Source organism: Pedobacter sp. 22163 (genome assembly GCF_052045595.1).
GTDB lineage: Bacteria > Bacteroidota > Bacteroidia > Sphingobacteriales > Sphingobacteriaceae > Pedobacter.
In genome coordinates this window covers 50,635-76,177 of the sequence record NZ_JBQEPM010000009.1, presented here as the reverse complement: position 1 = coordinate 76,177, position 25,543 = coordinate 50,635, and the positions used below count along the sequence as shown (strand labels likewise).

The 25,543-nt window shown below is 38.5% G+C and carries 22 protein-coding genes; 16 read left to right on the top strand and 6 right to left on the bottom strand.

What is annotated here, in order from left to right; all coding sequences use genetic code 11:
* Genes ACTJKN_RS21410 through ACTJKN_RS21390 form a run of 5 tightly spaced genes read left to right on the top strand, consistent with a single transcriptional unit; the run spans position 1 to position 5,749 of the window.
* Positions 1-3,585, top strand: a complete 3,585-nt coding sequence (locus tag ACTJKN_RS21410; protein ID WP_440827767.1) for a response regulator — start codon at positions 1-3, stop codon at positions 3,583-3,585.
* Between the two features lie 16 nt (positions 3,586-3,601).
* A complete protein-coding gene (locus tag ACTJKN_RS21405; RefSeq protein WP_440827766.1) occupies positions 3,602-3,973 on the top strand; it encodes a response regulator in 372 nt (123 codons plus the stop codon).
* 3 nt (positions 3,974-3,976) lie between these two features.
* The gene (locus ACTJKN_RS21400) at positions 3,977-4,795 is read left to right on the top strand and encodes a CheR family methyltransferase (protein WP_440827765.1); all 819 of its coding nucleotides are present in this window, start codon (positions 3,977-3,979) and stop codon (positions 4,793-4,795) included.
* Positions 4,780-5,364 (top strand): chemotaxis protein CheB, encoded by a 585-nt coding sequence (locus ACTJKN_RS21395; protein ID WP_440827764.1) that lies wholly within the window; start codon positions 4,780-4,782, stop codon positions 5,362-5,364. The genes ACTJKN_RS21400 and ACTJKN_RS21395 overlap by 16 nt, the downstream gene beginning before the upstream one ends.
* 19 nt (positions 5,365-5,383) lie before the next feature.
* Entirely contained in the window at positions 5,384-5,749 is a 366-nt protein-coding gene (locus ACTJKN_RS21390; RefSeq protein WP_440827763.1) for a response regulator, read from the top strand.
* 119 nt (positions 5,750-5,868) lie between these two features.
* Here ACTJKN_RS21390 and ACTJKN_RS21385 read toward each other — a convergent pair whose 3' ends face one another.
* From ACTJKN_RS21385 to ACTJKN_RS21370, 4 genes are all read right to left on the bottom strand, one after another.
* Positions 5,869-6,825: a DUF3137 domain-containing protein gene (locus ACTJKN_RS21385; RefSeq protein WP_440827762.1), complete on the bottom strand. Its 957-nt coding sequence runs from the start codon at positions 6,823-6,825 to the stop codon at positions 5,869-5,871.
* Complete coding sequence (locus ACTJKN_RS21380; RefSeq protein ID WP_440827761.1) at positions 6,825-7,382, bottom strand: LemA family protein; 558 nt, start codon at positions 7,380-7,382, stop codon at positions 6,825-6,827. The genes ACTJKN_RS21385 and ACTJKN_RS21380 overlap by 1 nt, the downstream gene beginning before the upstream one ends.
* Before the next feature lie 50 nt (positions 7,383-7,432).
* Positions 7,433-9,247, bottom strand: coding sequence for a hypothetical protein (locus tag ACTJKN_RS21375; RefSeq protein ID WP_440827760.1), 1,815 nt, complete (start codon positions 9,245-9,247; stop codon positions 7,433-7,435).
* A 68-nt stretch (positions 9,248-9,315) separates the two neighbouring features.
* The gene (locus ACTJKN_RS21370; protein ID WP_440827759.1) at positions 9,316-11,103 is read right to left on the bottom strand and encodes a hypothetical protein; all 1,788 of its coding nucleotides are present in this window, start codon (positions 11,101-11,103) and stop codon (positions 9,316-9,318) included.
* 812 nt (positions 11,104-11,915) lie between these two features.
* Here ACTJKN_RS21370 and miaB point away from each other — a divergent pair.
* The 8 genes from miaB to ACTJKN_RS21330 all read left to right on the top strand — a co-directional run bounded on the left by miaB (position 11,916) and on the right by ACTJKN_RS21330 (position 19,849).
* A complete protein-coding gene (miaB, locus tag ACTJKN_RS21365; RefSeq protein ID WP_440827758.1) occupies positions 11,916-13,331 on the top strand; it encodes a tRNA (N6-isopentenyl adenosine(37)-C2)-methylthiotransferase MiaB in 1,416 nt (471 codons plus the stop codon).
* 70 nt (positions 13,332-13,401) lie between these two features.
* Positions 13,402-14,649, top strand: coding sequence for a sigma 54-interacting transcriptional regulator (locus ACTJKN_RS21360; protein ID WP_230142828.1), 1,248 nt, complete (start codon positions 13,402-13,404; stop codon positions 14,647-14,649).
* Positions 14,650-14,769: 120 nt separating this feature from the next.
* Positions 14,770-15,282, top strand: coding sequence for an LptE family protein (locus ACTJKN_RS21355; protein WP_440827757.1), 513 nt, complete (start codon positions 14,770-14,772; stop codon positions 15,280-15,282).
* A gap of 74 nt (positions 15,283-15,356) precedes the next feature.
* The gene (locus ACTJKN_RS21350; RefSeq protein ID WP_440827756.1) at positions 15,357-16,403 is read left to right on the top strand and encodes a hypothetical protein; all 1,047 of its coding nucleotides are present in this window, start codon (positions 15,357-15,359) and stop codon (positions 16,401-16,403) included.
* A 14-nt stretch (positions 16,404-16,417) separates the two neighbouring features.
* Positions 16,418-16,783, top strand: coding sequence for a preprotein translocase subunit SecG (secG, locus tag ACTJKN_RS21345; RefSeq protein WP_440827755.1), 366 nt, complete (start codon positions 16,418-16,420; stop codon positions 16,781-16,783).
* A 127-nt stretch (positions 16,784-16,910) separates the two neighbouring features.
* The gene (locus ACTJKN_RS21340; RefSeq protein ID WP_029274249.1) at positions 16,911-17,936 is read left to right on the top strand and encodes a sensor histidine kinase; all 1,026 of its coding nucleotides are present in this window, start codon (positions 16,911-16,913) and stop codon (positions 17,934-17,936) included.
* A gap of 248 nt (positions 17,937-18,184) precedes the next feature.
* Positions 18,185-18,826 carry a DUF47 domain-containing protein gene (locus ACTJKN_RS21335; protein WP_029274248.1) on the top strand — a complete coding sequence of 214 codons (642 nt, stop codon included), beginning with the start codon at positions 18,185-18,187 and terminating at the stop codon, positions 18,824-18,826.
* 12 nt (positions 18,827-18,838) lie between these two features.
* Positions 18,839-19,849, top strand: a complete 1,011-nt coding sequence (locus tag ACTJKN_RS21330) for an anion permease (protein ID WP_440827754.1) — start codon at positions 18,839-18,841, stop codon at positions 19,847-19,849.
* Positions 19,850-20,508: 659 nt separating this feature from the next.
* Here ACTJKN_RS21330 and ACTJKN_RS21325 read toward each other — a convergent pair.
* Positions 20,509-21,822 (bottom strand): carboxypeptidase-like regulatory domain-containing protein, encoded by a 1,314-nt coding sequence (locus tag ACTJKN_RS21325; RefSeq protein WP_440827753.1) that lies wholly within the window; start codon positions 21,820-21,822, stop codon positions 20,509-20,511.
* Positions 21,815-22,393 (bottom strand): RNA polymerase sigma factor, encoded by a 579-nt coding sequence (locus tag ACTJKN_RS21320; RefSeq protein WP_440827752.1) that lies wholly within the window; start codon positions 22,391-22,393, stop codon positions 21,815-21,817. Before ACTJKN_RS21320 ends, ACTJKN_RS21325 begins: the two co-directional genes overlap by 8 nt.
* A 216-nt stretch (positions 22,394-22,609) precedes the next feature.
* Between ACTJKN_RS21320 and ACTJKN_RS21315 the strand changes: the two genes are divergently transcribed.
* From ACTJKN_RS21315 to ACTJKN_RS21305, 3 genes are all read left to right on the top strand, one after another.
* Positions 22,610-23,371, top strand: coding sequence for a DUF4197 domain-containing protein (locus ACTJKN_RS21315; protein WP_440827751.1), 762 nt, complete (start codon positions 22,610-22,612; stop codon positions 23,369-23,371).
* Between the two features lie 243 nt (positions 23,372-23,614).
* Complete coding sequence (locus ACTJKN_RS21310) at positions 23,615-24,550, top strand: hypothetical protein (protein WP_440827750.1); 936 nt, start codon at positions 23,615-23,617, stop codon at positions 24,548-24,550.
* Between the two features lie 10 nt (positions 24,551-24,560).
* Positions 24,561-25,496: a ketopantoate reductase family protein gene (locus ACTJKN_RS21305; protein WP_440827749.1), complete on the top strand. Its 936-nt coding sequence runs from the start codon at positions 24,561-24,563 to the stop codon at positions 25,494-25,496.
* Positions 25,497-25,543 lie beyond the last annotated feature (47 nt).

The following is a 25,543-nucleotide window of genomic DNA, read 5'->3' as shown; positions in this document are numbered from 1 at the left end:
ATGAAAACAACTCTTAAAAATAATTTACGTTTAGGCCTTGGCTTATCGCTAATTATTCTATTCATCAGTTCGCTTGCCTCTTATGTAAGTATTGGCAACCTTATTAAAAGCACCGAACTCGTTAAACACAGCGATGAGGTTATTTTAAATTCTGAGAATATTATATCCTATTTAAAAGATGCCGAAACTGGTCAGCGGGGCTTTTTATTAACTGGAAACAAGGTGTTTTTAACACCTTATTACGGCGCCAGCGATTCGGCCGCTTTGATACTAAAGAAAGTTGAACTCGATACCAAGGATAATAGCATTCAGCAAAAAAATATAGCAGCGCTTAAAAGTATTCTTTTTAAAAGAATGGATATCATTAAATCGACCGTAGAGATTAAAACTTTAGGCGGTGTTATTGATCCTACGGTTTTGTTTCAAGGTAAGGTTTATATGGATGAGGCCAGATCAATTGTAAGCAAAATTATAACCGAAGAGAAAAGACTGCTTGAAGAAAGAACCAACGAATTAAATAAACTTACAGCCTATACCCCGATACTGATTTTAATTGCAGCGCTCCTTGCCATTCTGATTACGTTGTTTTTTTACCGGAAAGTATCAATCGATTTCGATGAACGTGTTAAACTTCAACAGGAAATTGAAGATAAAAAATACGAGATGGAAAAACGTATTGCTGCCATTAAAGAAATTGCCTATCAAATTTCTAATGGTAATTACGGCGTAAAACTCGATAACCAGACACAAGATGATATTGGCGAGCTTTCCGAATCGCTAAATGCAATGTCATCATCATTGAAAAAATCTTTCGATACTTTAGAAGAGAATGAATGGTTGCAAACCGGCGTAGCTAACTTAAACGTAAAAATGGTTGGCGAAAAAGATGTTTTCCATTTAGCAGAAGATATTATTGAGTTTTTGGCCAATTATACCAAAAGCCAGATTGGTGCCCTTTATTTATTTAAGGATGATGGATATCTGCATTTAAAAGGTCAATATGCTTTGCAAGGACAAAATCTAACCCAAACCTTAGAACTTGGCCAAGGCTTAATTGGCCAGGCGGTTAAAACAGGTAAGCCAATACTATTGGATGATGTTCCACAGAGCGAATTAACCATTACACACGCTACAGGGAATATTAAACCAGCACAGTTAATTGTACTTCCAATTATTAGAAATGAAATTTCAATAGGCGGTTTAGAATTAGGCACTATCGGTAAATACAGCGACCTGCAGTTACACTTTTTAAACCTGGTTTTATCTGATGTGGGTACCGCACTGTTGGGCGCACAGAACAGGCAAAAGCTTCAGCAGTTATTAGAAGAAACGCAGGCACAATCGGAAGAATTGCAGGTTCAGCACAATGAGTTAGAAGGTTTAAATGCAGAGCTCGAAGCACAGGCACAGAAACTTCAGGCCAGTGAAGAAGAATTACGCGTACAGCAAGAAGAATTGTTGCAAAGCAACCAGGAGCTGGAAGAAAGAAGCAGTTTATTGGAAGAAAAAAATGAACTGATTGAAGAACGCAATATAGAAATTCAGCAAAAAGCAGAAGCTTTAGAGCTGAGTACGAGGTACAAATCAGAATTTTTGGCCAATATGTCGCACGAGTTAAGAACACCACTTAATTCGATATTGTTATTATCGAGATTAATGGCCGAAAATGAGGCTATGGATCGCGAGCATCAGGAATATGCAGAGGTTATCCAAAGTTCAGGTCAGGGGCTTTTAAGTTTAATCGACGAAATTTTAGATCTTTCTAAAATTGAAGCAGGCAAAATGGAACTCGACCGGGCAAATATTAAGGTTGATGAGATTATCCTTAACATGCGTTCGCTGTTTAATCCTTTGGCTAAAGATAAAAACCTAAACTTTGTTATCGAAAAATCGGCAGAAGTTCCTGAGTTTTTTCATACCGATAAAATGCGCTTAGAGCAGATTATTAAAAACCTGCTATCAAACGCTATTAAATTTACTACAGTAGGTGCAGTAACCCTAAATATTACTAAAAATGAAAAGTTAGGCGCACTGGTATTTAAAGTTACCGATACAGGCGTAGGTATTGCACCTGAAAAGCAAGGCATGGTATTCGAAGCCTTTCAACAGGCAGACGGCTCCACACGTCGCAAATTTGGTGGCACAGGCCTCGGGCTTTCAATTAGTAGAGAGCTGGCTAAACTGCTGGGGGGATATATTGATTTAAAAAGCACAGAGGGCGAAGGAAGTATTTTTACACTTACCTTGCCCATTGATAGAAATAAAGGTTTTGATGGCACTGTACCTCATGTAGAGAAGCCCGTAGTCGCTTTAGAGGCTCCGGTGAAAAAAGTGAGCCACTTAACTGTCGAAAATATTCCTCAGGAGATTGAAGATGACCGCGATAATATTCTGCCTGATGATAAGGTGATTTTAATTATTGAAGACGATACACCTTTTGCCAAAACACTTTTAGATTTTACCCGCAAAAGAAATTATAAAGGTTTGGTTGCCGTTCGTGGCGATGCAGGTATTGAAATGGCGAAAACCTTTAAACCACTTGCCATTTTACTCGATATCCAATTGCCTGTTAAAGATGGTTGGCAGGTAATGGAAGAGCTGAAATCGGATCCTTCAACACGTCCAATTCCAGTGCACATCATGTCTTCTTTACAGGTTAAGAAAGAAAGTTTGTTAAAAGGTGCAGTAGATTTTATAAATAAACCTTTTGCCTTTGAGCACATGCAAGAGATATTTTCAAAACTAGAACATGCCTTAAGCCGTCACCCTAAAAAGGTACTTATTGTAGAAGAAAATGAACAGCATGCCAAGGCTTTAAGTTATTTTTTAAGCAATTTTAATATCCAGACAGAAATTGTTAACCAGGTAAACGAGGGTGTTTCTGCCCTGCATAAGCCGGAGGTTAACTGCGTGATTTTGGATATGGGTATTCCTGATAAACACGCTTACGAAACCCTGGAAGTGGTAAAGAAAACACCTGGTTTAGAGAATTTACCGATCATCATTTTCACCGGTAAAAACCTTTCAAAGGGAGAAGAAAACCGCATTAAACAATATGCTGATTCTATCGTTGTAAAAACGGCGCATTCTTATCAACGTATTTTGGATGAAGCAGGTTTGTTTCTTCATCTGGTAGAAGAAAAAAGCAAGGAGAAAAGCAAAACACCTAAAAAGTTTTCCGAATTACAGGATGTATTGGTTGGTAAAACGGTTCTTGTAGCGGATGATGATGTGCGTAATATCTTCTCCTTAACCAAAATGTTAGAGCAGCACCAGATGAAAGTGGTAGCAGCTACCGATGGTAAGGAAGCCCTCAAGCTATTAAATGAAAACCCTGAAATTGATGTTGTTTTAATGGATATGATGATGCCAGAACTGGATGGTTACGAAACTACAACAGCCATCAGGCAGGATATCAAATACCGAAACCTGCCTATTTTGGCCGTTACGGCAAAAGCCATGATGGGCGATCGCGAAAAGTGTATTGCTGCAGGTGCATCCGATTATATCAGCAAACCAGTAGATATGGATCAGTTGATATCGTTATTAAGGGTTTGGTTATACGAAAATCATCATAAATCATAAACCATTTTTTATTTTTATGCCTCAAAAATTAATTCTCATAATTGATGATGATAACCGAAACATTTTTGCTTTAAAAGCTGTTTTAAAGGCCAAAGGTTTCGATTGTTTATCTGCTGTAAGTGCCCAGGAAGGGTTTGCTGTTATGGAGAAACACGACAATGTTGCCATCGTTTTAATGGATATGATGATGCCGGATATGGACGGCTATCAGGCTATTGCAGCAATGAAAAAATCGGCTAAAATGCAGAATATACCCGTGTTAGCGGTAACTGCCCAGGCCATGGTTGGCGATAAGGAACGTTGCTTAAGCGCAGGTGCATCGGGTTATGTTTCAAAACCGATAAATGTTGACGAGTTATTAATGCAAATCGAAAATTTTACAAAATAACAGGTGATAAGTGATGCGATAGATAATGAACAGGTAGAAATCCTGTTGAATGATGTTTTGGAAAGCCATGGGTATGATTTTCTGGAATATTCTCATGCATCAATAAAAAGGAGAATTATACGTCTTTACGGACTGGATAATTTTGTGAGTTTCGCCGAATTTCGTTACACGGTTAAAACAGATAAGCAATATTTTAAACGTTTTTTAGAGGAGATTACGGTTAATGTTACCGAAATGTTCCGCGATCCTTCTTTTTATAAATCACTACGAAACGATGTGCTTCCTGTGCTGGGTACCTATCCGTTTATCCGCATTTGGGTCGCAGGTTGTTCTACCGGAGAAGAGGCTTATTCGCTTGCCATTGTTTTAAAAGAACTTAATCTGCTTAATAAATCGCTTATTTATGCAACCGATATTAATCCATCGGTTTTGGATAAAGCAAAAAAAGGCATGTTTCCCTTAAATTATTTAAAGCAGTATTCAGAAAATTACCTGCAATCAGGCGGCTTAAAAGATTTTTCTACTTATTACACGGCGAACTACTCTTTGGCAAAATTTGATGAAAGCTTAAATAGTAAGATGATCTTTTCTACGCATAATTTGGTTTCCGATCATTCTTTTAATGAGTTTCAGCTAATTTTATGTAGAAACGTATTAATTTATTTTGATAAAGACTTGCAGCATAAAGTATTTAACCTTTTTGATAGTAGCATCGAGAAATTAGGATACCTTGCTTTAGGAAGTAAAGAAAGCTTGGAGTTTTGGCCAAAAGCCAAAGAATACAAAAGGGTTAAAATGGAAAAAATATGGCGGAAACTTTAGATTCTACGCCTTGCGGAGCATTAATTATTGGCGGCTCGGCCGGTAGTTTAGATGTGTTGCTCGAAATTTTTCCAGCCCTAAGGAAAGATATTGGTTTCCCTATTATATTAGTAGTTCATCGTAAAGCAAGTAACGAATCTCTTTTAACCGATTTGTTAAAATCTCGTACTATACTAGCGGTTGGGGAAGCAGAAGAAAAAGAGTTTTTAAGCCCTGGCAAAGTTTTTATTGCGCCTGCAGATTATCATATGCTGATAGAGGAAGACCAAAGTATATCTTTAGATTATTCGGAAAAAATAAATTATTCCCGACCATCAATTGATGTTACCTTTCAATCAGCAGCCGAGGTTTTTAGAGGGAAACTAGTCTGTATTTTACTTTCAGGGTCTAATGCAGACGGAGTAGAAGGATTAAAAAGTGTAAACAATTTTGGAGGCAGAGTGGTTATACAGAATCCAAATACGGCCATAATGCCATATATGCCGCAACAGGCGGTGCTGAATGTTGATCCACATGTGATATTGGATAGCCACGATATGGCAGATTATATAAATAAGTTAAATGATTAATTGCTTTTCGGAGGTTAATATGATAGGTACAAAAAAAATATTTGTTTTTGATGATAATAGGGATATCCTTGATCTCTGTACATTTATTTTGGAAGATGCGGGGTATGAGATAAAAACATCTGAAAATGCCAATAACATAGAAGAACAGGTTGCAGCATATATGCCTGATTTAATTTTTATGGATAATTGGTTGCCCGATCTGGGAGGGATACAGGCTACCAAGGCATTAAAAAACCATCCTGATTTAAAACACATTCCGGTAATTTATTTTTCGGCCAATAATGATATATCTTCATTAGCTGATGAAGCCGGTGCCGATAGTTACCTATCGAAACCATTTGATATTGCTGCACTCGAAGAAATTGTGAAAAAACATTTGAGCTAGCGCCTAAGACTCACGAAGTTTAAGAGGCTGGTGCACAGGAAAAACTTCGTGAGTCTATACCTGGGCTTTGCTAAACTTCCGAAGTTCTTCCTTCCTTATGGCCTAGTTAAACTTCGGATTTATTCCTTTCCCCAAATCCTTGTATTCAGATCCAGCTCCTTAACAATATCATACATAAACTTTATGGTGGAGATATCTTCATTTACCGTTTCGGGACTTAGCAATGATTTAAAAACTGGTGCTTCGAAATAGTTCCGGTTCAGCGGGAAAGCGATATACATCCTCGATTCGATAAAGGATAAACTGATGTTATATTTTGTTTGATGGTTGAGGTTTAATATCCGCTCCATCATGGCAGGTGTAAGGATGTATCTGGATTCGACCTGATCGGATCCATAAGTCACAAAAGTCTTATCAAAATCTAGATTCTCCAGTTGGATAACATCATTACTGCCAAAAGAAAACAGGTTTTTTGAAAACCATGCACCAAAAGCTGCTCCGAAATCTTTTGGCCTGACAATGGTTACACCATTAAATTTCTTGTTAAAATCGGCAGCAAAGATAATTCCTCTAAAAATGTCATGCCACTCGGTTCGGGTTCCGTTTTTTGTTTGGGTTACTGTTTTATATTCGGCATGTACCTCAGCAAAATAAAACCGGGTTTTATCAGCACATCCAGTTACGAGATCCTCTGTTTTATAACGATCTGGCTCATTGCTAAACAACTGTGTATACATAAACTCCGATGCTTCAATTCCCTCCTGGGGATTAATCAATAGGCTTTCGTCTAAAAATTTAAGGGCAGCACCAATTACATTGGTTTTGTAGGCATTTTGGTAAGCTGTTAAAGCATCATTGATTTTAAATAACAAAACACCGCCATAAATAACAGGAATTAAGCCGCCAATTACACCAGGGATAGGAAAACCTAAAAAGAAGCCTAAAACACAGAGCAGAATGCCCGCGGCAATAAAAATATAACCTTTGGTTTGGGTACCTGCAATTCTTTTGCGCTCTACCTCCATTGTAGCCAAAACTTGCTGTAAGGCTACATTATTTGCAATATCGAACAACATTAATTATTGAAAAGCTCTTTTGCGCTAATGTTTTTGCGCTCTTCAGCTGCGGTTTCTAAAACGGCAATGGGCTGGAAATTTAACATTCCAGCAAATAAACTGCCAGGAAACATCATAATCGCATTATTGTAATCGGTTACCGAAGCATTATAGGTTCTTCTGGCAGCGGCAATCTGTTCTTCGCTTTCGGTCCAGGTGGTTTGCAGACTAATAAAGTTGGTATTGGCTTTTAAATCAGGATAATTTTCGATATTAACCATTAAACCTTTAACACTGCTGCTCAATTGTGCATCTAAATCTGCTTTTTCTGCATTGCTGATGTTTGGTGAGCCTGCTTTAGATCTTAGTTCAACTATTTTGGTCAAAGTTCCCTGCTCGTAAGTAGTGTACTGTTTTACCACTTCAACAAGATTTGGAATAAGGTCGAACCGTTTTTTAAGCATTACATCAATGGCCGAGAAGGCATTGGTTACCTGGTTTTTCTTCCCGATGAGCGAGTTGTAAAAGAAAATCCCGATAAGGAATATAAATCCGATAATAACGAGGGCAATAATCATAATTTTAGTTTAAGGTTTAGAGAATAAAGATAAGAAAAGGTTACAAAATGTTATCGTTTTTCATTTTGTTGCCGTTCACGCCTTATCCGCCGTTCTAAGCGTTTCTGTTTCCTTTGCATATGATTGGCGCGCATGGCCTTAAACTTTGCAATATGCTCACGTACTTCATTTTGCTTTTCTTCCGTAATACCTATGCTATATTTTATGCCCGTAAAAAGGCTCTTCCAGATCATGTTAAAGAAAGATGTATTTGCAGGCCTGCTGTAATTTACGGTTACAGGTACCAGCTTTCCGTCTGCACCGGGGTTTTCTGATTTAATGATTAATGCATTTGCCAAGAAAGAAAGAAAACCGCGGGTAACCAGGTGATCTTTTTCAGGATCATTTTTCATCAGCGCTACAGAAAGGTCGTAGTAAGAGAACGCTACTGTACCTTTTGCGCCTAAATCATTCGCTTTAAAATTGAACTTCAATTTATCTACACTCCCGCGGTTAATTCGGACCAAGCCTAAGGGTTTGGTAATCTGATTTAAAACCCGAGCATTAAAATTGTGTAAAACCCCATTGTAAGAAAAGGCACCATCTTTAGCGGTAAGATCAAATATAAAGTTTACATCAAGCTTTCCCTGCCCAAATAGGTAAGTGTTTAGGTTAACCTCCATAATAGGGTTTATGGCTTTAATTTTTTCTAGGTTGGTGGCGTTTTTTATAATGCCCGAGGTATGCTCAAAACTAATCTGCCCTTTTTGGTTACTCTCATTGTTGTAAACCGCGTAATTCACATTTATATCCTTCAGCTGGATTTTCTGGACCAGAATAGGCGCATCAAGAAGCTGCAAAAGCTGGTGGGGAAACTTTCCGACTTTGTTTTCCTGGTGTTTTTTGGGGAGGCCGTTATGGTTAAATACTGAAACGAAACCATTGGTAATGGCCATTTCCTTTGCCCAAAGTTCTTGTTTGCTAATGTATAAAGGCAAATCAATCCCATTAAGCATGATGTCGCTCATCTTGATGTTGAAACGTTCCTTCGCAAACCCGGCAACTTTGCCAAAGTTCATCTCATCGTGCTGTGGTACTAAAGCAAAACTGTTAATCCTTAATTTACCCGTTGTTGCCCTGAAATCCAGTTTATCCAATTGTATATCGTACATCTTGTCTGGCGTACGGTATACATAGTTATTCAGATTGATCACAATATCTTTAAGCAGGTAAAATCTTGTAGGATCTTCGGCGGAAGTAGAATCTACCAGTAGGTCGGTTAAGGTAATATTGAGGTCATCAATAGAGAAAGGTACTGAATTGGGTACATTTTTATTAATGTATTTAAAACTTACATCCTTAAACCTGATGCTTTTGATGCTAAATTCATTCAGGCTTTTAGAGATGATATCGTAAGGCGATTTAATGGGCCTGGGTGCACGCCCCTCGTTAAAAGCAAATTGCTGGTTAACCATCGTCACCTCAGGTTTATCAAATATGATTTCTTCCAGCTGAAGTTTTTTTTCGCGGTATAAGGTTAATGGGTGAAAGTGCTTCACCACCAATTTTTTTAAAGACACCGTATATAAATTATTTGGTGCTCTTTTTAAGGCTATAAGTTGCTTAAACCGATTGGTATCAGGTATTATTTTTACATTCTGTAAGGTGGCATTGCCTGTAAAAACATTGGTAGAAACCTTGGTAAAACTAATGGTATATAAACTATCGGTTGATTTATAGAGGAGTGTTTTGATCCTATCGGTTAGAATAGGGCGCGACTTAACATTTAATAGCCAGGCAATACCTGCAAGTACGATAAAAACACTGAGTAATGTACACGCAATCCATTTAAAAACTTTATAACGGTATCTTCTGGTATCAGGCATTAAAAAATGAGAGGCTGTGGTTTTATTAGCAATATACGGTTATAAACATATATTTGAAAAATGTAAGATCAGTTTTTTTCTCTCCGCGCCTTACGTGCTGCTTTTCTGTCTGCCCGTTTTTGTTCCCTTATTTTTTTTGCAATTACTTTTTGCTGTTTTACCGGATTCTTTTCAGGTACCACACCAACGCCTACAATATCCTTTATGCCCACAAAAACGGTTTTCCACATCAGGTTAAAAAAGGAGGCCGAATTAATTCTCGTATTGGCCATATTTGCTGTTCTTGGTGCTTCGCCTTTTTGTGGATTTTCGTTTTTAACTAAAATTGCATTGGCCAAAAAAGACAAAAAACCTTTTTCCTTGGTTCCCTCTCCATCAATATTGTCTGATAGGAGTTTTACTTTCAGGTTTGTGTACAGCATGTTAATCTTGCCCGATGCAGATCTTAAATTTCCATTTGCGCTGAAATCGATATGTTGTACATCGCCGCCTTCTATTTCTATTAAACCCAGGGCTTTCGAGAGTGGGTTTAAGTTTTTCAGATCAAATTTTCCAAGGTTCCCGCTGTAGGTAAATGCACCATTATTATCGGTAAGGTTAAAATCAATTTTTACATTCAGCTTTCCGGCACCCATTAAAAGAGCGTTTAAATCTGCCACAGCATGGCTCTTTTTGCGCAATTGTAAACTATCGTTGGTTACGTTTAAAATGTTTCCGGTTAGCGCTTTAAAGTCAACCGATCCGATTTTTTTACTCGCCGGGTTAAATTCGGCATATTTAACATTAATGTTTCTCAGTTTTACCGTATCAATCAAGGTAGGCATGTTTAACCTTTTTAGGGCCATATGCGGGTAGTTTTTTCCTTTATCAAAGCCTGGAGGGGGCGGCGATTCGCGGCTCATAAAAACTTCTACATTTGCCGGGCCAATCCTCAGTGATTTTGCATGCAGTTTTTGGTCGGTGTTTAAACCAATAAAGTCAACCCCGTTAAATTCTATTTTATCAAAGCTGAGGTTATACCGGTCTTTCTGGATCTTGTATTTTCTCGCAAAAGTAAGCTCATCATACAATGGCGTTAGTTTAAATCCTTTAACCGTTATTTTTTTTGATGCAGTAGAGCCTTTAATGGTATCAACTTTCATTGAGTACATTTTATCTTTCGTTATCGATTTATAACCCGCAATCTGAAAGGATGCATCTTTTGTATAGTAAAATCTTGTTGTATCATTGCCCGAAAGTGAATCTAACAGGAAATCGTTGATGTTAATATCAAGGTGTTTGATTGAGTTTTTGGTTTTTTTTGCTGCAGTTTTGTTGATATAATCGAAATCTGCATCTACAATTTTAATGCTTTTAACGTGTACCGATTTAAAGGTTTTCGAAATCTGCTCATAAAGCGATTTTTCATCTTTTATGCTATCGGGTCTCTTGGTTACTTTGTTAAAAATCATATTGATAGATGGCTTTTGTAAAAGGATTTCATTTACATCTATCCGCTTTTTAAAGTAGGCCGTTAATATTCCAACACGGCTGATCTGCAGTTTCTTCAATTTAAGCTCGAAAGTATGGGCCGGAGCCAATTGTATTTTCCTTAAGCTGTCGAAAACGGCTGTATCGGGTGTTAGTGTAACATCGCGCAGCGCCAGGCTACCTGTAATTACGTTTAAATTAATGCTTTTAAAATCTATCCGGTATAAATGATGCGAGCCATTATAAACCCCGGCTTTAATTTTTTCGGTCAATATAGGTTTCCATCTGGCGCTTAAAAACATGGCGCCAAATGCAACAATTAAAATCAATATGCCGAATATGCTTCCTATCCAGATCCAAACTTTATTTTTATGCTGAGCTGTCATTTGTTATGGCTTATCGATATGTAACAGATAGAAGAGCGAAAGGTTTTTTGAAGCGGAACGCCTAAAGAAAAGGAATGTTAAATGCTTTATTACTAAAATTGTTTTTTGGAGCGCAAGGGCAGTATAAGCAATATTGTTTGCTCCTTTGCTGCGCTTGTACGCTTTGGCCGTCGTACCTCCTGCCTGCAGGGGTACCGCTTCGCCAAGGGCTAAATGGGTGAGGGCGGTAGCATGTAAAACCCCTCATAGTAGCAAGAACAGCTGTAATCTAAACCCGATAGTACGAATGCCGATTTTTTCTATCGGCAGTAGGGATAGCGGGGCTGCAGCCCACCATTGGCACCGGAGCCTACATTTTCAAAAACATCCTGACTTATTTTATAAAAAGGAATTATTAATTTTTTGGAGCGCAGGGGCAGTATAAGAAACACAGTTTGTTCCTTTGCTGCGCTTGTACGCTTTGGCAGTCGTACCCACAGGCCTGCAGGGTGCCGCTTCGCCAAGGGCTAGATGGGTTAAGGCAGTGGTATGGAAACCACTCATAGTAGCAGGAACAGCTGTAATCTAAACCCGACCGTAGCGGGATGTTACAATTTTTTCAATTGGGGCAGAAGCGGGGGCGGGACTGTAGCCCACCATTGGCACCGAAGCCGACATTTCCAAACTTTAATTCAACTATATAAAATATGGATTAATTAGGGCCGGCTAAATGTCTTATCATAATCGTACTGTAAACATTTAAACAATATATGTCAATTTGTCACTTTTAATTTTATTTATGTATTTTTGCAATCCCAAAATGTTTTTAAATAATGATTGATTTACAAGTACAGGATAAGACGCACGATGAAACAAGGCAAGGTGAAGCTTTAATTTTAGATACACCAGTTAAAGCCGATGCCCGTAAATTATACATTGAAAGTTATGGTTGTGCAATGAATTTTGCTGATAGCGAGATTGTTGCTTCTATTCTTTCAGAAACAGGATTTGAAACCACAGGGGATTATCACCAGGCCGATGTAATATTCATCAATACCTGTTCTATCCGCGAAAATGCAGAAACCAGGGTTAGGAACCGTTTATCGCAGTTTGGTGTCGAAAAGCGCCGTAACCCAAAATTAATTGTTGGCGTTTTGGGCTGCATGGCAGAACGTTTAAAATCTAAATTTTTAGAAGAAGAGCGTTTGGTTGATGTAGTAGTAGGACCAGATGCTTACCGCGATCTGCCTAACTTAATTGAACAGGTAGAAAGTGGGCATAAAGCAGTTAATGTACTTTTATCACGCGAAGAAACTTATGCAGATATTAGTCCGGTTCGTTTAAACAGCAATGGAATTACCGCCTTTATCTCCATTACCCGTGGTTGTAATAATATGTGTTCTTTCTGCGTGGTTCCTTTTACCCGTGGCCGCGAACGGAGCCGCGACGCCCATTCCATTATACAAGAAGCAAAAGGTTTGTTTGAAGCTGGTTACCGTGAGGTTACGCTTTTAGGCCAGAACGTAGATTCATATACCTGGACATCGGAAGATGGAACAGAAACCGTAAACTTTGCACAACTTTTAGAACAAACAGCTTTGGTTAGCCCTGATTTAAGGGTACGTTTTTCCACTTCGCATCCAAAAGATATTACCGACGAGGTTTTACATACCATTGCAAAATACGATAACATCTGTAATTATATTCACTTACCAGTACAATCGGGTAATACCCGCATATTGGAGTTAATGAACAGGACTTATACCCGCGAATGGTATATCAATCGTATTGATGCCATCCGTAACATTATCCCGGGTTGTGCAATTTCTACCGATATTATTGCTGGTTTTTGCACAGAAACAGAGGAAGAGCATCAGGAAACCCTGAGTATGATGGATTACGTAGAATATGATTTTGCATATAACTTCACTTATTCTGAAAGACCAGGAACTTTAGCTGCCCGTAAATTGGAAGATGATATTCCTGAAGATGTGAAAAAACGCCGTTTAGCTGAGATTTTGGCTAAACAACAGGCACATTCATTAATGCGTTTACAAGAGTGGGTGGGTAAAACCGTTCGTGTTTTGATTGAAGGCACTTCTAAAAAATCTGATCTGGATTATTGCGGAAGAGGAGATAGCGGAGCAATGGCCATTTTTCCTGCAATTGAAGGCGTTAAACCTGGTCAGTATGCAAATGTATTTATAGAAAAATGTACATCAGCTACGTTAATTGGTAAAATAGTTTAAAAAAGGTGGAAGGTAGAAGGCAAGAGGCGTAAGGTCTAATATCTCAAATCTCAATACTCAAATCTAAAGAATGGATACACAAAATATTAAACAGCGGTTCGGTATTATTGGCAACTCGCCATTGCTTAACCGTGCCATCGATATTGCAAGCCAGGTAGCACCAACAGATATGTCGGTGTTAATAACAGGCGAAAGTGGTAGCGGTAAAGAGGTGTTCTCGCAGATTATCCATCAAATGAGTGCCCGTAAACACGGTGCTTTTATTGCTGTAAACTGCGGCGCCATTCCCGAAGGAACCATTGATTCTGAGCTATTTGGTCACGAGAAAGGATCTTTTACAGGCGCACACGAAGCACGTAAAGGTTACTTTGAAGTAGCAAACGGCGGAACCATTTTTTTAGATGAGGTTGCCGAACTACCTTTAGGCACACAGGCACGTTTACTGCGTATTTTAGAAAGTGGCGAATATTTACGCGTAGGTTCATCTAAAGTTCAGAAAACAGACGTCCGTATTATTGCCGCAACCAATGTTGATGTATATAACCGCGTTAAAAACGGAAAATTCCGCGAAGATTTATATTACAGGTTAAATACCGTTCCATTGCGCATACCGGCTTTGCAAGAGCGTAAAGAAGATATCTATTTATTATTCAGAAAATTCTCTGCCGATTTTAGCGATAAATACCGCAGTCCTGCATTGCATTTGGAGCCAGATGCCATTCAGATCTTAACCAATTATAGCTGGCCGGGTAATGTTCGTCAGTTAAAAAATATTGCCGAGCAGATCTGTGTGTTGGAAAAAGACCGGAATGTAACCGGACAAGCTATTTTAAACTATATCCCGAACGAGGCCGGAAGTAACCTGCCAATGACGATTAATTCTCAGTCGAAAGAAGATTTTACAGAAAGAGATATTTTGTACAAGGTACTCTTCGATATGAAAAAGGATATGGTTGAGCTTAAAAAACTCGTTGCCGAAATTATTCAGCATGGCGGAAATACCGCTACCGTTTTGGCAGATAATCCACAGTACATCAATCAGCTATACCGCGATGTAGAACTGCCGGCAGGGCAAGAGCATGCCTTTACCATTCAACAACCTACACCAAGCAATAATAACAACAACAACAATAACAATGCTGATTATTTTGCACATGAGGCCGAAGAGGTAGAAGAATCTTTATCATTAGTGGATAAAGAATCAGATCTGATTAAAAAAGCATTAAAAAAACACAAGGGTAAACGTAAGTTTGCTGCGCAAGAGCTAGGCATTTCAGAGCGTACCCTGTACAGAAAAATTAAAGAATTAAATTTATAAATTCATCGCCTTTAAGAACATATTATATACTGATGAAACCATCATGAGCATACCGCTCACAAACAGAGATGAATATGCTCATGATCGCTTCATAACCGTTGAAAAACAATTATACAACTGATGAAAATAAAAATATTTGCTTTAATCCTTGTTGCTACAATACTAAGTGCCTGCTCTTATAAATTCAGTGGAGCATCAACAACAGGATTAAAAACGGTGGTTGTCCGGGTGTTTGAAAACAATGCACCATTGGTGGTACCAACACTAAGTAACCAGATTACCGAATCGTTAAAAACCCGGATCCGTAATCAGACGAAATTAATTATTTCTCCTACTGGTGAAGGCGATGCATCATTTGAAGGCAGAATAACGGGCTATGATATTAAGCCGGTTGCGCTTCAAAACAGTGCCACACCTACTTCGGGTGCAAACAGGTTAACCATAACCGTTTCGGTAAAGTATAAGAACAATATAAAAGAACACGAAAAAGAAAGTTTTGAAGAAAGCTTTACCAAATTTTTCGATTTTCCGATCAATGGAGCACCAATTCAAACCTTATTGCCTGGAGCTATCGAAAACATTAACAAACAATTATCGGAAGATATTTTTAACCGTGCATTTGCGCAATGGTAAATAAAGCAGGATTCTAAAAGACAAAATTTTCAAAACCCGTCTACATTTTTTTAACTTAGCGGCAAACCTCGATAATGGATAACAAAAAGCTACTGGCAGATTTAATTGCGCAACCTGGAAAGGTTGGACCAGAGCATGTATCCATGTTGCAGGAAATGGTGGCGCAATTTCCATATGCTCAGCCCATTCATTTACTGTTGGCCAAGGCTAATGCATCAGCAGTGCCAAAAGCAGCGCTTTATAGCCAGGGGCATGTACTGTTCCATGTATTAAATATGGTTTCAGTCCGCGAAACAGCAGAAGAAGAAATTAAGGAGGTAGATACTGAAAATATACAGGATGAACAGGTAGTTTTTGAAGAAATAGAAGAATCAGCTCCAGATCTTCAATCAGAAAACCCAGTAATCCCTATAGAAACGCCAAATCACCTGCCGGGTATTGATAGTCATCTAATGGACTTACCTGCAGATGATGATTCTTTTATTGAAAGTGTAGCTGCTACCGATTTCTTTGCCTTTGAACAGAAATTAAGTACCGATGTGGTTACGGCAGCACCAGAAATTGAAACGGTTGTTCCTGATGAGCCTGAAAGGAATTTTGTTTCGCAATATAACGACGATAAGCTTCCATACACGTTTTTATGGTGGTTGGCTAAAACCCGTAAAGCGCACGAGCAGATTTTTCAGCCTTATGCTCACCCTAACGCTGGCAAGGTAAAACCACAGCCACAGAATAACCAGCAGCAAGAAAGGGCTGAGTTTCAACAGCAGTATGTTGAGCATATTTTTCATATTCAAACACCTTTCGAGGTAGCCGATCATTTAGCAGAATATCCATCTGCTGAAATTAAAGATGCAAAGGGAGCCGAAATTATTGAGCGGTTCTTAAAAGAAGATCCAACAATCAAGCCGCCGAAGCCAGAACAGATAGACAATGAAAATAAGGCAAAGAAAAGCGCAGAAGACAATTACGACCTTGTTTCGGAGACTTTAGCGAAAATTTATATTGAGCAAATGCTTTATCACAAAGCCATAGATACTTATAAAAAATTAAGTTTGAAATATCCGGAAAAAAGCCGTTACTTTGCCGACCTTATCCAATCTATAGAAAAGAAATTTTAAAATATAATATTACCATGGTAACCTTTTTAATCATTTTATTAATTATTGCGTGTGTGGCCTTAGGCTTGTTTGTTTTAATACAAAATCCTAAAGGCGGAGGTTTAGCTACAGGCGGCGGCACCAGTAACATGTTTGGTGTACAACGTACTGGCGATGTTTTAGAAAAAGGATCGTGGGTATTGTTAACCTTAATCGTAGTGTTAACCCTTGCTGTTACTACAATTGCTAAAACCAGCGGTGGTACTGCTGCGGTTGGAAATTCAGCTATTCAGGAGCGTTTAAATAACACACCATCACCATCTCCACTTGGCGGAAACTTAAACAGCACTAAACCTGCAGCTTCTACTCCAGCTAAAACAGATTCGACAAAGAATAAGTAATACTTACCCGTATTTATAAAGCTTTCCTCAAAAGGGAAAGCTTTTTTGGTTTTTAACATTCGGTAAAAAATAAATCAACCCCTTGTCTCTTAACACACATTTAACATAAAAAGCTTTAAATTGCAGCATGAAATTAAGTGTGCTGGTTCTATTTACTGCTCTCGCCGTTGGTCTTTCCATCGGGATGGTTAATTTTTATTTTCAGCATAGCCTGTATTACATGGCTATTTCTTTTGGCGTATCGTTTCTGTGCAGTTTTTTAGTTTTTTATTACTTGCTGGAGAAATATATTTACACCAAAATTAAACTCATTTACAAGCTCATCCATAACCTTAAATTAGGTAAAGATTTAAAAGATGCACTTGGCGAGTACGTAAGTTCCGATCCGATTAATGATGTAGAGCAAGAAGTAAAGGAGTGGGCAGGCGCAAAGAAAAAAGAAATAGATTTATTAAAAAAACAGGAACAGTTTAGGAGAGAATTCCTCTCAAACGTTTCGCACGAGTTTAAAACCCCACTTTTTGCCATTCAGGGATATATTGAAACTTTACAGGACTGTTTGGTAGATGACCCGGACCAAGCTGTTTTATTCCTAAAAAAGGCAGAAAACAATGTAGAGCGGCTGAGTTATTTAATTAATGATTTAGACGTTATTTCAAAATTAGAAACAGGCGAATCGCCAATTAACTACCAGAAATTCGATTTCGTACAATTGGCGAAAGAGGTAATGGAAAATCTCGAAGACCGAGCCGAAGCGAAAAACATTAAACTCTTTTTTAAAGATAAATATACTGCCATTACATTGGTTTCGGCCGATCGCGAAAAGATTAGGCAGGTGTTAATTAACTTGCTGGTAAACAGTATTAAGTATGGCATTGATGGTGGCGAAACAGCCATTAAGATTTTTGAACTGCACGATCAGGTTTTAATCGAAGTTACCGATAATGGTATCGGCATAGAAGAAAAACATTTGTTGCGCTTGTTTGAACGTTTTTATCGCATTGATACCCACCGGGCGAGAGAAGTTGGAGGAACAGGTTTAGGTTTAGCCATTGTAAAACACATTTTAGAGGCACACCAACAAACCATTTCGGTAAGAAGTACGCCGGGCATAGGTACAACCTTTGCTTTTACACTACAAAAAGGAGGCTAGCCTCGCATTGATAATCATTCTTCCATTTTTGCCACGGAAACACGGAACACATGGAAAGTATGGCATCCGATTTCGTTCCGAAAAGCAATTTGCCGTTGTTGATAACCTATTTATTTCATTGTCAGCTACCTGAAAGTATAGAAATAAAGCACACCTGACTAAATAAGGTGAAAATTAGTTAATATAATTAAGAAATTAACATTAACTTAACATTGGGCTTGTAGCTTTGCAACATATTAAAAATTAACATGAACAATATTTTTAAGTTCTTTACACCTCAAGACAAAAAGTTTCATCCGCTTTTCGAGCAAGCAGGTAGCAATGCATTAAAAATTGCAGAAACACTTTTAGAAATGGTTAGCACAGGTGATGCTGAAAGCAGAAAAACAATTTTTAAAGAAATTGAGCGCTTGGAGCATGTAGGTGATGATATTACCCATTCAATTTTTCTTGAACTGAGCAGGAACTTTATTACGCCATTTGATAGAGAAGACATCCATGCATTGGCTACCGCCGTTGATGATGTTGCCGATTATATTTATGGTACTGCAAACCGTATGCAGATGTATAACATGAATACCATTAACGAGCCGATCGTTAAAATTGCCGAGCTTTTGGTAGAAATGTGTACTGATATTGATAAGGCAATTAAAGAATTACGCAGTTTCAAAAACATCCGTGTAATTGCCGATGCTTGTATCCGTATTAACAGTGGCGAAAACCAGGCTGATTATGTATTTACATTAGCGGTGGCCCGTTTATTCGAATACGAAACCAATGCGATTGAATTAATTAAACAAAAAGAGGTTTTACAAACGATAGAAAAAGCGACAGATAAGTGTGAGGATGTGGCGAATGTGCTTGAAACTATCTTGGTTAAAAACGCTTAATAAAAAACAAACATGGTAACTACCTTATTGGTTGTTGTTGTAATTCTGGCTATTGCTTTCGATTACATTAACGGCTTTCACGATGCCGCTAACTCGATTGCAACGGTTGTTTCTACAAAAGTTCTTACGCCTTTTCAGGCGGTTTTGTGGGCTGCGTTGTTCAATTTCGCTGCCTACTTTTATTTTACCGACCACAAAGTAGCCAATACAGTTGCTAAAACGGTAATCGAAAATTATATCACTTTAGAAGTTATCCTTGCAGGTTTAGTTGCTGCAATTATCTGGAACCTTTTAACCTGGTGGTATGGCATCCCTTCAAGTTCATCACACACTTTAATTGGCGGTTTTGCTGGTGCGGGTATGACACATGCTTTACTTACAGGCGCTAGTCCGCTTGATGCGGTAAATATGTCATATGTGATTAAAATTGTATCATTTATTGTGCTTGCACCTGTTATTGGTATGGTAATTTCTGTTGTAATCACATTAATTATTATCAATATATGCCGCTATGCAAAACCTGCAACAGCAGAGAAGTGGTTTAAACGCTTACAGTTGTTATCATCTGCAGCATTAAGTTTCTTTCACGGTGGTAACGATGCGCAAAAAGTTATGGGGATCATTGCAACAGCTTTAATCGCCTCTAAAGTTATTCCAAATTTCGAGGCGCTACCAGCTTGGGTACCTATTGCCTGTTATTCGGCCATATCATTAGGTACAATGAGTGGCGGTTGGAAAATTGTTAAAACCATGGGTTCTAAAATTACTAAAGTAACTGCACTTGAGGGGGTTGCTGCTGAAACGGCTGGTGCGGTAACATTAGGTATAACTGAGCATTTCGCAATTCCGGTTTCTACAACACATACCATCACAGGATCAATTGTTGGGGTGGGTTTGGTAAAAAGTGTTTCTGCAGTACGTTGGGGTGTAACCATTAACTTAATCTGGGCCTGGATTTTAACCATTCCGGTTTCGGCAACGTTGGCCGCTATTATTTATGCCGCTATTTATTACTTAAAATAAAAAACAAAATCCTTTAATATACTCAAGAGACCAAAGCTAATTGCCTTTGGTCTTTTTTGTTGGTGTTTGTTTTTTACCATAGATAGCATTTAGGCTTATGGTGTTTACCACAGAGGCCGCGGAGTTTTACACGGAGTAAACACCGAGCTTCTGGGCCTAATTTCATGTCTGCTGTGCTTTTTCTCAGTGGTTTTCTTCGACTACGCTACAATTGACGCTATTTTGCAGTTGCTTACTATAAGATATTTGCGGCACTACACATTTCCACCCCGCTAGGCCACAGCACCGTATCCCCGTTCCACTTAAATCCGGCCTAACAAATTTTTCGGATTCTGCTGCCCCAGCCACACCACTGACCTCTAAAGAAAAATTTTCAGCCGGCATTTTTTGTTTTTTCATATGCCTTTATGTTTTCAATGGCATTCAAGCTAGCTTTGCTGATCTTTTTGATGCCAAAAGGGAAGAGCCTTTCGGAGGCGGTGAGTCGAGGCAAGAATGAGCTCTGGGCGAAAAGGATATGCGTCATTCATATTGATTTTTATACAATGAATTATACCTCAGACTGACATGCGGCGGAATTTTTTAAAAAAATAGAAATTTATTAGGGAAATATTGGGTGCCTGAAACCTTTCGCCGAGCCTATAATAAATAGCTGAAGCTTAAAACTTAATGCTTATTTCGACTAAATCAGTTCCATTTTTAGGCAATACCCAATCCGGGCCTTCCTGAATCAGCCGTTTGGCTTCCGCATCGGCTTTTTTGTTCAGTGATTTAATAACGCTGATATTGGTTGGTCGTCCGTTACTTTTAACTTTGAAACTTAAAATCACAAATTGTTCGGGGCCTTTAGGGTTATAAAGTTTGTTGTTATTCTCTAAGTATTGACTATAGTTAATGGTAGAAACCGGAATAGGCTTCGTAATATCATCGGCCGATTTTCCATCCAGATTTTGTTCTGCATGCAGTGTAATTTTTGGTGCCGCAATATTTTCTTTCTTATGTCCGTTCGAACCTGTAATTAGGGCGATTTCGTTTAGCGATTTATTCCCACTTAAGGCATTTTTTATCGCGTTAGGATCTTGCAGGCCAGCTACAGGCAATTCTTTAAAGCCAATAGCATTAATCAATAAGTCCTTATCTTTTGCATTGCTATCGGCAGGTAAATAGAAATAACCTTTAGCATCAGTTGCGGTTACATTTTTAGAACCCGCTAACTTTACCACAGCACCCTGAACAGGTTGGCCATTGCTTTGGTCTACAACGTTGCCGCTAAACGCAATTTTACTTGAGCCTAATGCCGGAACAGGTGCTGCTGGCACTACAGATTCATTTTGTATACTTTGTTCTGCCTTTGCTTTATAAGCGGAGGCGCCGAAGCGCTCTGCTTTTGCGGCGCTAGCCCGATTATAATCTGAGGCAGCTTTTACCTCGGCCATTTGTTGCGCTGCCCGCTCTAATGCAGGTTTTGCTTTAGTGTTTTTCGCTAAATCACCTGTTTTTGCGGCTGTAATTGCCTTATCTACCAAAGTTGCCCTTGTTGAGTTTTGCGTAACCGTATCTTCTTTAGGTTTGGGTTGAACTGAAGCAATACTTGTTGTACTATCTAACTGAACCATCACACCACCCTGTTTATGTGCAGCAAGTTCTGCATTCCTGCGGTTAGTTTCACGCATAAAGAATAAAATGCTTACTGCAATAAATGCTACGGTTGCTGTTGCTGCAATACTTAACCTTTGTGTGGTAATGCCCCAAAGCTTGCGTTTTATAGGTTTTTCAGAAACACGGTCGTACAGTTGTTTTTGTAAAATAGAAAGTGTTTGCTTGCGTTTGGGCGATTGTTTCAGTCCCTCCAATGCTTCGGCAACAAAAGGATCTTCCAAAGCCTGTCTTTCTACGAAGTGCATAGCCTTAGCATCAAGTTTACCATCCAGGTAATCTTCCAGAACATCAATATCTAACCAATCGTTATTCACTACTGTTTTTCTCTATACAAATCTTCAAATTCCGCTTACCATTTTGGATATAACTCTTAACTTTAAGCATGTCGTAGCCCGTAATATCGGCTACTTCTTTGTAGCATTTTTCTTGTAAATAAAATAAATCTACGCTTTTTCGCTGTTCTTCCGGCAAAGTTTCCATACACTTTTCCATAATGGTAAGCTGCGTTTCTTTTGTGTTGTCTATATCTAGATGCACAAATTCGCTATTTTCCACAAAAGTATCGTCTAATGAGACATTATTTTGCTTGGCCGATTTACGTAGTGCCATTAAACAATGGTTCCGTGTTAAAACATGAAGCCAGCTTTTAAAATTCTGTACCTCATGTATTTTCAGTTTCGTTACCAGTTCTTCAAAAATCTGCATTACCGCATCCTTGCTTTGCTCTTCATCTTTGAAGTAGTTTAAGCAAACCCCGAACACCAAATGCATATATTTATTGTAAAGCGTACCCAACGCGTCTAAATCGCCTGTATTTTTATACTGGGCAATGAGTTTGGCGTCGTCTTGCTGGGCGTTCCCAGATGTGTTTTTTATAAACCTCAAAAAAATGGCAGCTATTTCGAATTATCTTTCAAGTATAAAAAATATTTCTGAGTGATGGCACATAAACTAATTTTTTAGGAAGGGAAGGGCCTAAATATTTTACGTTGTTCCTTATCTTTTTAAGTGGTTTAACATTGTTGCATGTGCAAAGGCTTATCTTTGAGGGTAAATAAGAATTATGGCAGTTGTTTTGCTAAACATGATTAAACACACAAAATGAAAAAGATCAATATTTTATCGGCATCACTGGCCATGCTGGTATTTGCAAGCCTAAATGTTAGTGCACAGATTAAACTGAGCGATATATTTAAAAAAGTAACCGAAAAACAGGGCACTACCACAACTGCTACCGGAACGCCGTCTACTTTTGAAATAGGACAGGGGATTAAGGAAGCGCTACAAATTGGTGTTTCTGCAGGTGCCGACAGACTTTCGCTTAAAGATGGCTTTTTAGGCAATTTAGCCGTTAAAATTTTGATGCCTCCTGAAGCACAAAAGGTTGAAAAAACATTACGTGGCATAGGCTTGAACAAACTTTGCGATAATGTGATTGTAAGCCTAAACCGTGCCGCAGAAGATGCTGCTACCGAAGCAAAGCCGATTTTTATCTCAGCCATTAAACAAATGACATTAACCGATGCGACTAATATTCTATTGGGTAACAAAGACGCAGCTACCGAATACTTTAAAAAGGTAACTACTTCTCAGCTGATGCAAAAATTTAGCCCAATTGTAACCACAAGTTTAAATAAGGTAAATGCCACCAAATATTATAGCGACTTAACTACACAATACAATCGCCTGCCTTTGGTTAAGCCTGTAAATACTAACTTAACCGAATACGTTACACAAAAAGCGATAGATGGTTTATTTGTTGAAGTCGCGAAGGAAGAGCTCAAAATTAGGGGAAACTTAAGCTCAAGAAGTACAACCCTGTTGCAAAAAGTATTCGGTTACGCGGATAAGAAAAAGATTTAATCTGTTTGATTGTGGTTCGTGAGACACGAACCACGGCAGAAAGAAATCAATTGCCTCGGCCTTCTTCCTTGGTCTGTGTCCTCACAGACTGAATTAGATTTAAGTATAGGTATTGATTTTGGCTCGTGGAGACAGGAACCAGAGCGAAGGATAAAATCGATCAACAAAGTTTGTATTAAGTAAAATATAGCTTCTGCTTCCCTTCAAAAACCGCAGACACAAAAACTATTTGTAAAATTGTACATGACGAAAATCAGCACCACATTAGTTTCTATTTTAATTCCCTGCGTTGCATTGATTATATCCTGCAATAGCAATAAATCCGAGGCAGAAAATGCGAAAGCCGTTTTAGATACGGTTTCTTTAAGCAGTAAAAATTTCGCGTTAGCCTATCAGGATGGAGATAAAATTGTAGCCACGAGTATCGACACCATGAAACAGATTTCGTTCGGCGGTGCTACCGATCCGGCTATTTCTCCTGATGGAAATAAACTGGCCTATACCCTGAGCGATTCGGTCGGGAACAGATCCATTTGGATTGCCGACATGGAAAACAAAAGCCAGGGTAAATTACAGGTAAATAGCAATAATTATTATCAGGCCATATGGTCGCCTGATGGAGGTACAATCGCTTTCAATATTTTTAACAGTAAGAATTTATGGAAGATAGGTGTAATTAAAACTGATAACTCGGGATATGTGATGCTTGATAGTGCATCTAAAATAAATGTTTATTCGCCAACCTGGAAAAATGAAAAGGAAATCATCGGACAGGATCTTACCAAACTTTACACCTTTGACCGTACCGGAAAGTTAATCGATACTAAATTGATAGCCGATTTGATTGGGAAAGAATTTTCCACTGCGAGTAGCAACCGTTTCTTTTATACAAAAGACGGGGCAAAACTGATTTTTAATGCAGGAAATTCAGATATTTTAGATGGATTAACTGGACCAAGCGAAGCAGTTTATGTTTTAGATCTGGCCAGTAAAAAAGTGACACGTATTTCGCCAAAAGGTATAAATGTTCCTTATGTTTTTCTTACAGCCGATGATCGGATTTTTTATAGCGGAGCTGAAAAACCCTTTACGCAGAGCAAAATATATGTTTCTGATTTAGATGGGAATATTAAAACGGTAGTGGATAAAGGAAACAACCCAACAGGTGCATTGAAATAATCTGTTTATTATGCCAAATAAAACAAGAATCGTTATTGTAGGAATTGGTGGGGTGGGTGGATATTTCGGGGGCTTACTGTCTAAGAAATACACCAGGGGAAATGATGTAGAAGTTGTTTTTGTTGCCCGTGGCGAACATTTAAAGGAGATCCAAAACAACGGTTTAACCGTAATAAAAGGGGGCGAAAATTTTATAACCAGGCCATATCTGGCTACTGATGATTACAATAAAATTGGTGTGGCCGATTATATCATAATCTGCACGAAAAGCTATGATTTAAAACAAACCATCGAAAAGTTGAAGCCCTTAATCAACCATAGCACGATATTATTGCCACTTTTAAATAGCGTTAGCGCAAGTGATGAAATTTTAGAAATTCTGCCCCATGCAAATGTTTTAAAAGGCTGTGCATTTATCGTTTCCAAAATTAAATCGCCAGGTATAATCGAAAATTCCGGAAATATTCAAAAGCTATCTTTTGGTATGGATGGACCAATAGGCGAAGCGGTTTTATATTTGAAAGATTTAATGCTTGATGCAGGAATCGATGTAACGGTTTCGGATAAAATCTCTACCGCCATCTGGGAAAAATTTATATTTATTTCTCCCACAGCTACTTCCACATCCTATTTCGACAGCACCATTGGAAAGGTACTGGAAGAAAATCCTGAAACTGTTCTGAAATTAATTGAAGAAGTGAAAAACCTTGCCCTGGCTAAAGGCGTAACCATTAGTGATGACATTTCGGGCAAAACATTAAATACGATGAAATCGATGCCCTACGAGGTTACCTCATCCATGCACCGCGATTATCTCAATCAGAAACCACAAACAGAAGTGGAGTCGTTAACAGGCTACATTGTACGCGAAGCTGAAAAACTTGGCATTGCTGCACCAACTTATCAAAAACTGTACGAAGGATTACTTAAAAAAGGGTCACTATAAGTCGCTAAAAATCAAGGTATTTTGATTTAAAATGGCGATTTTCTGAA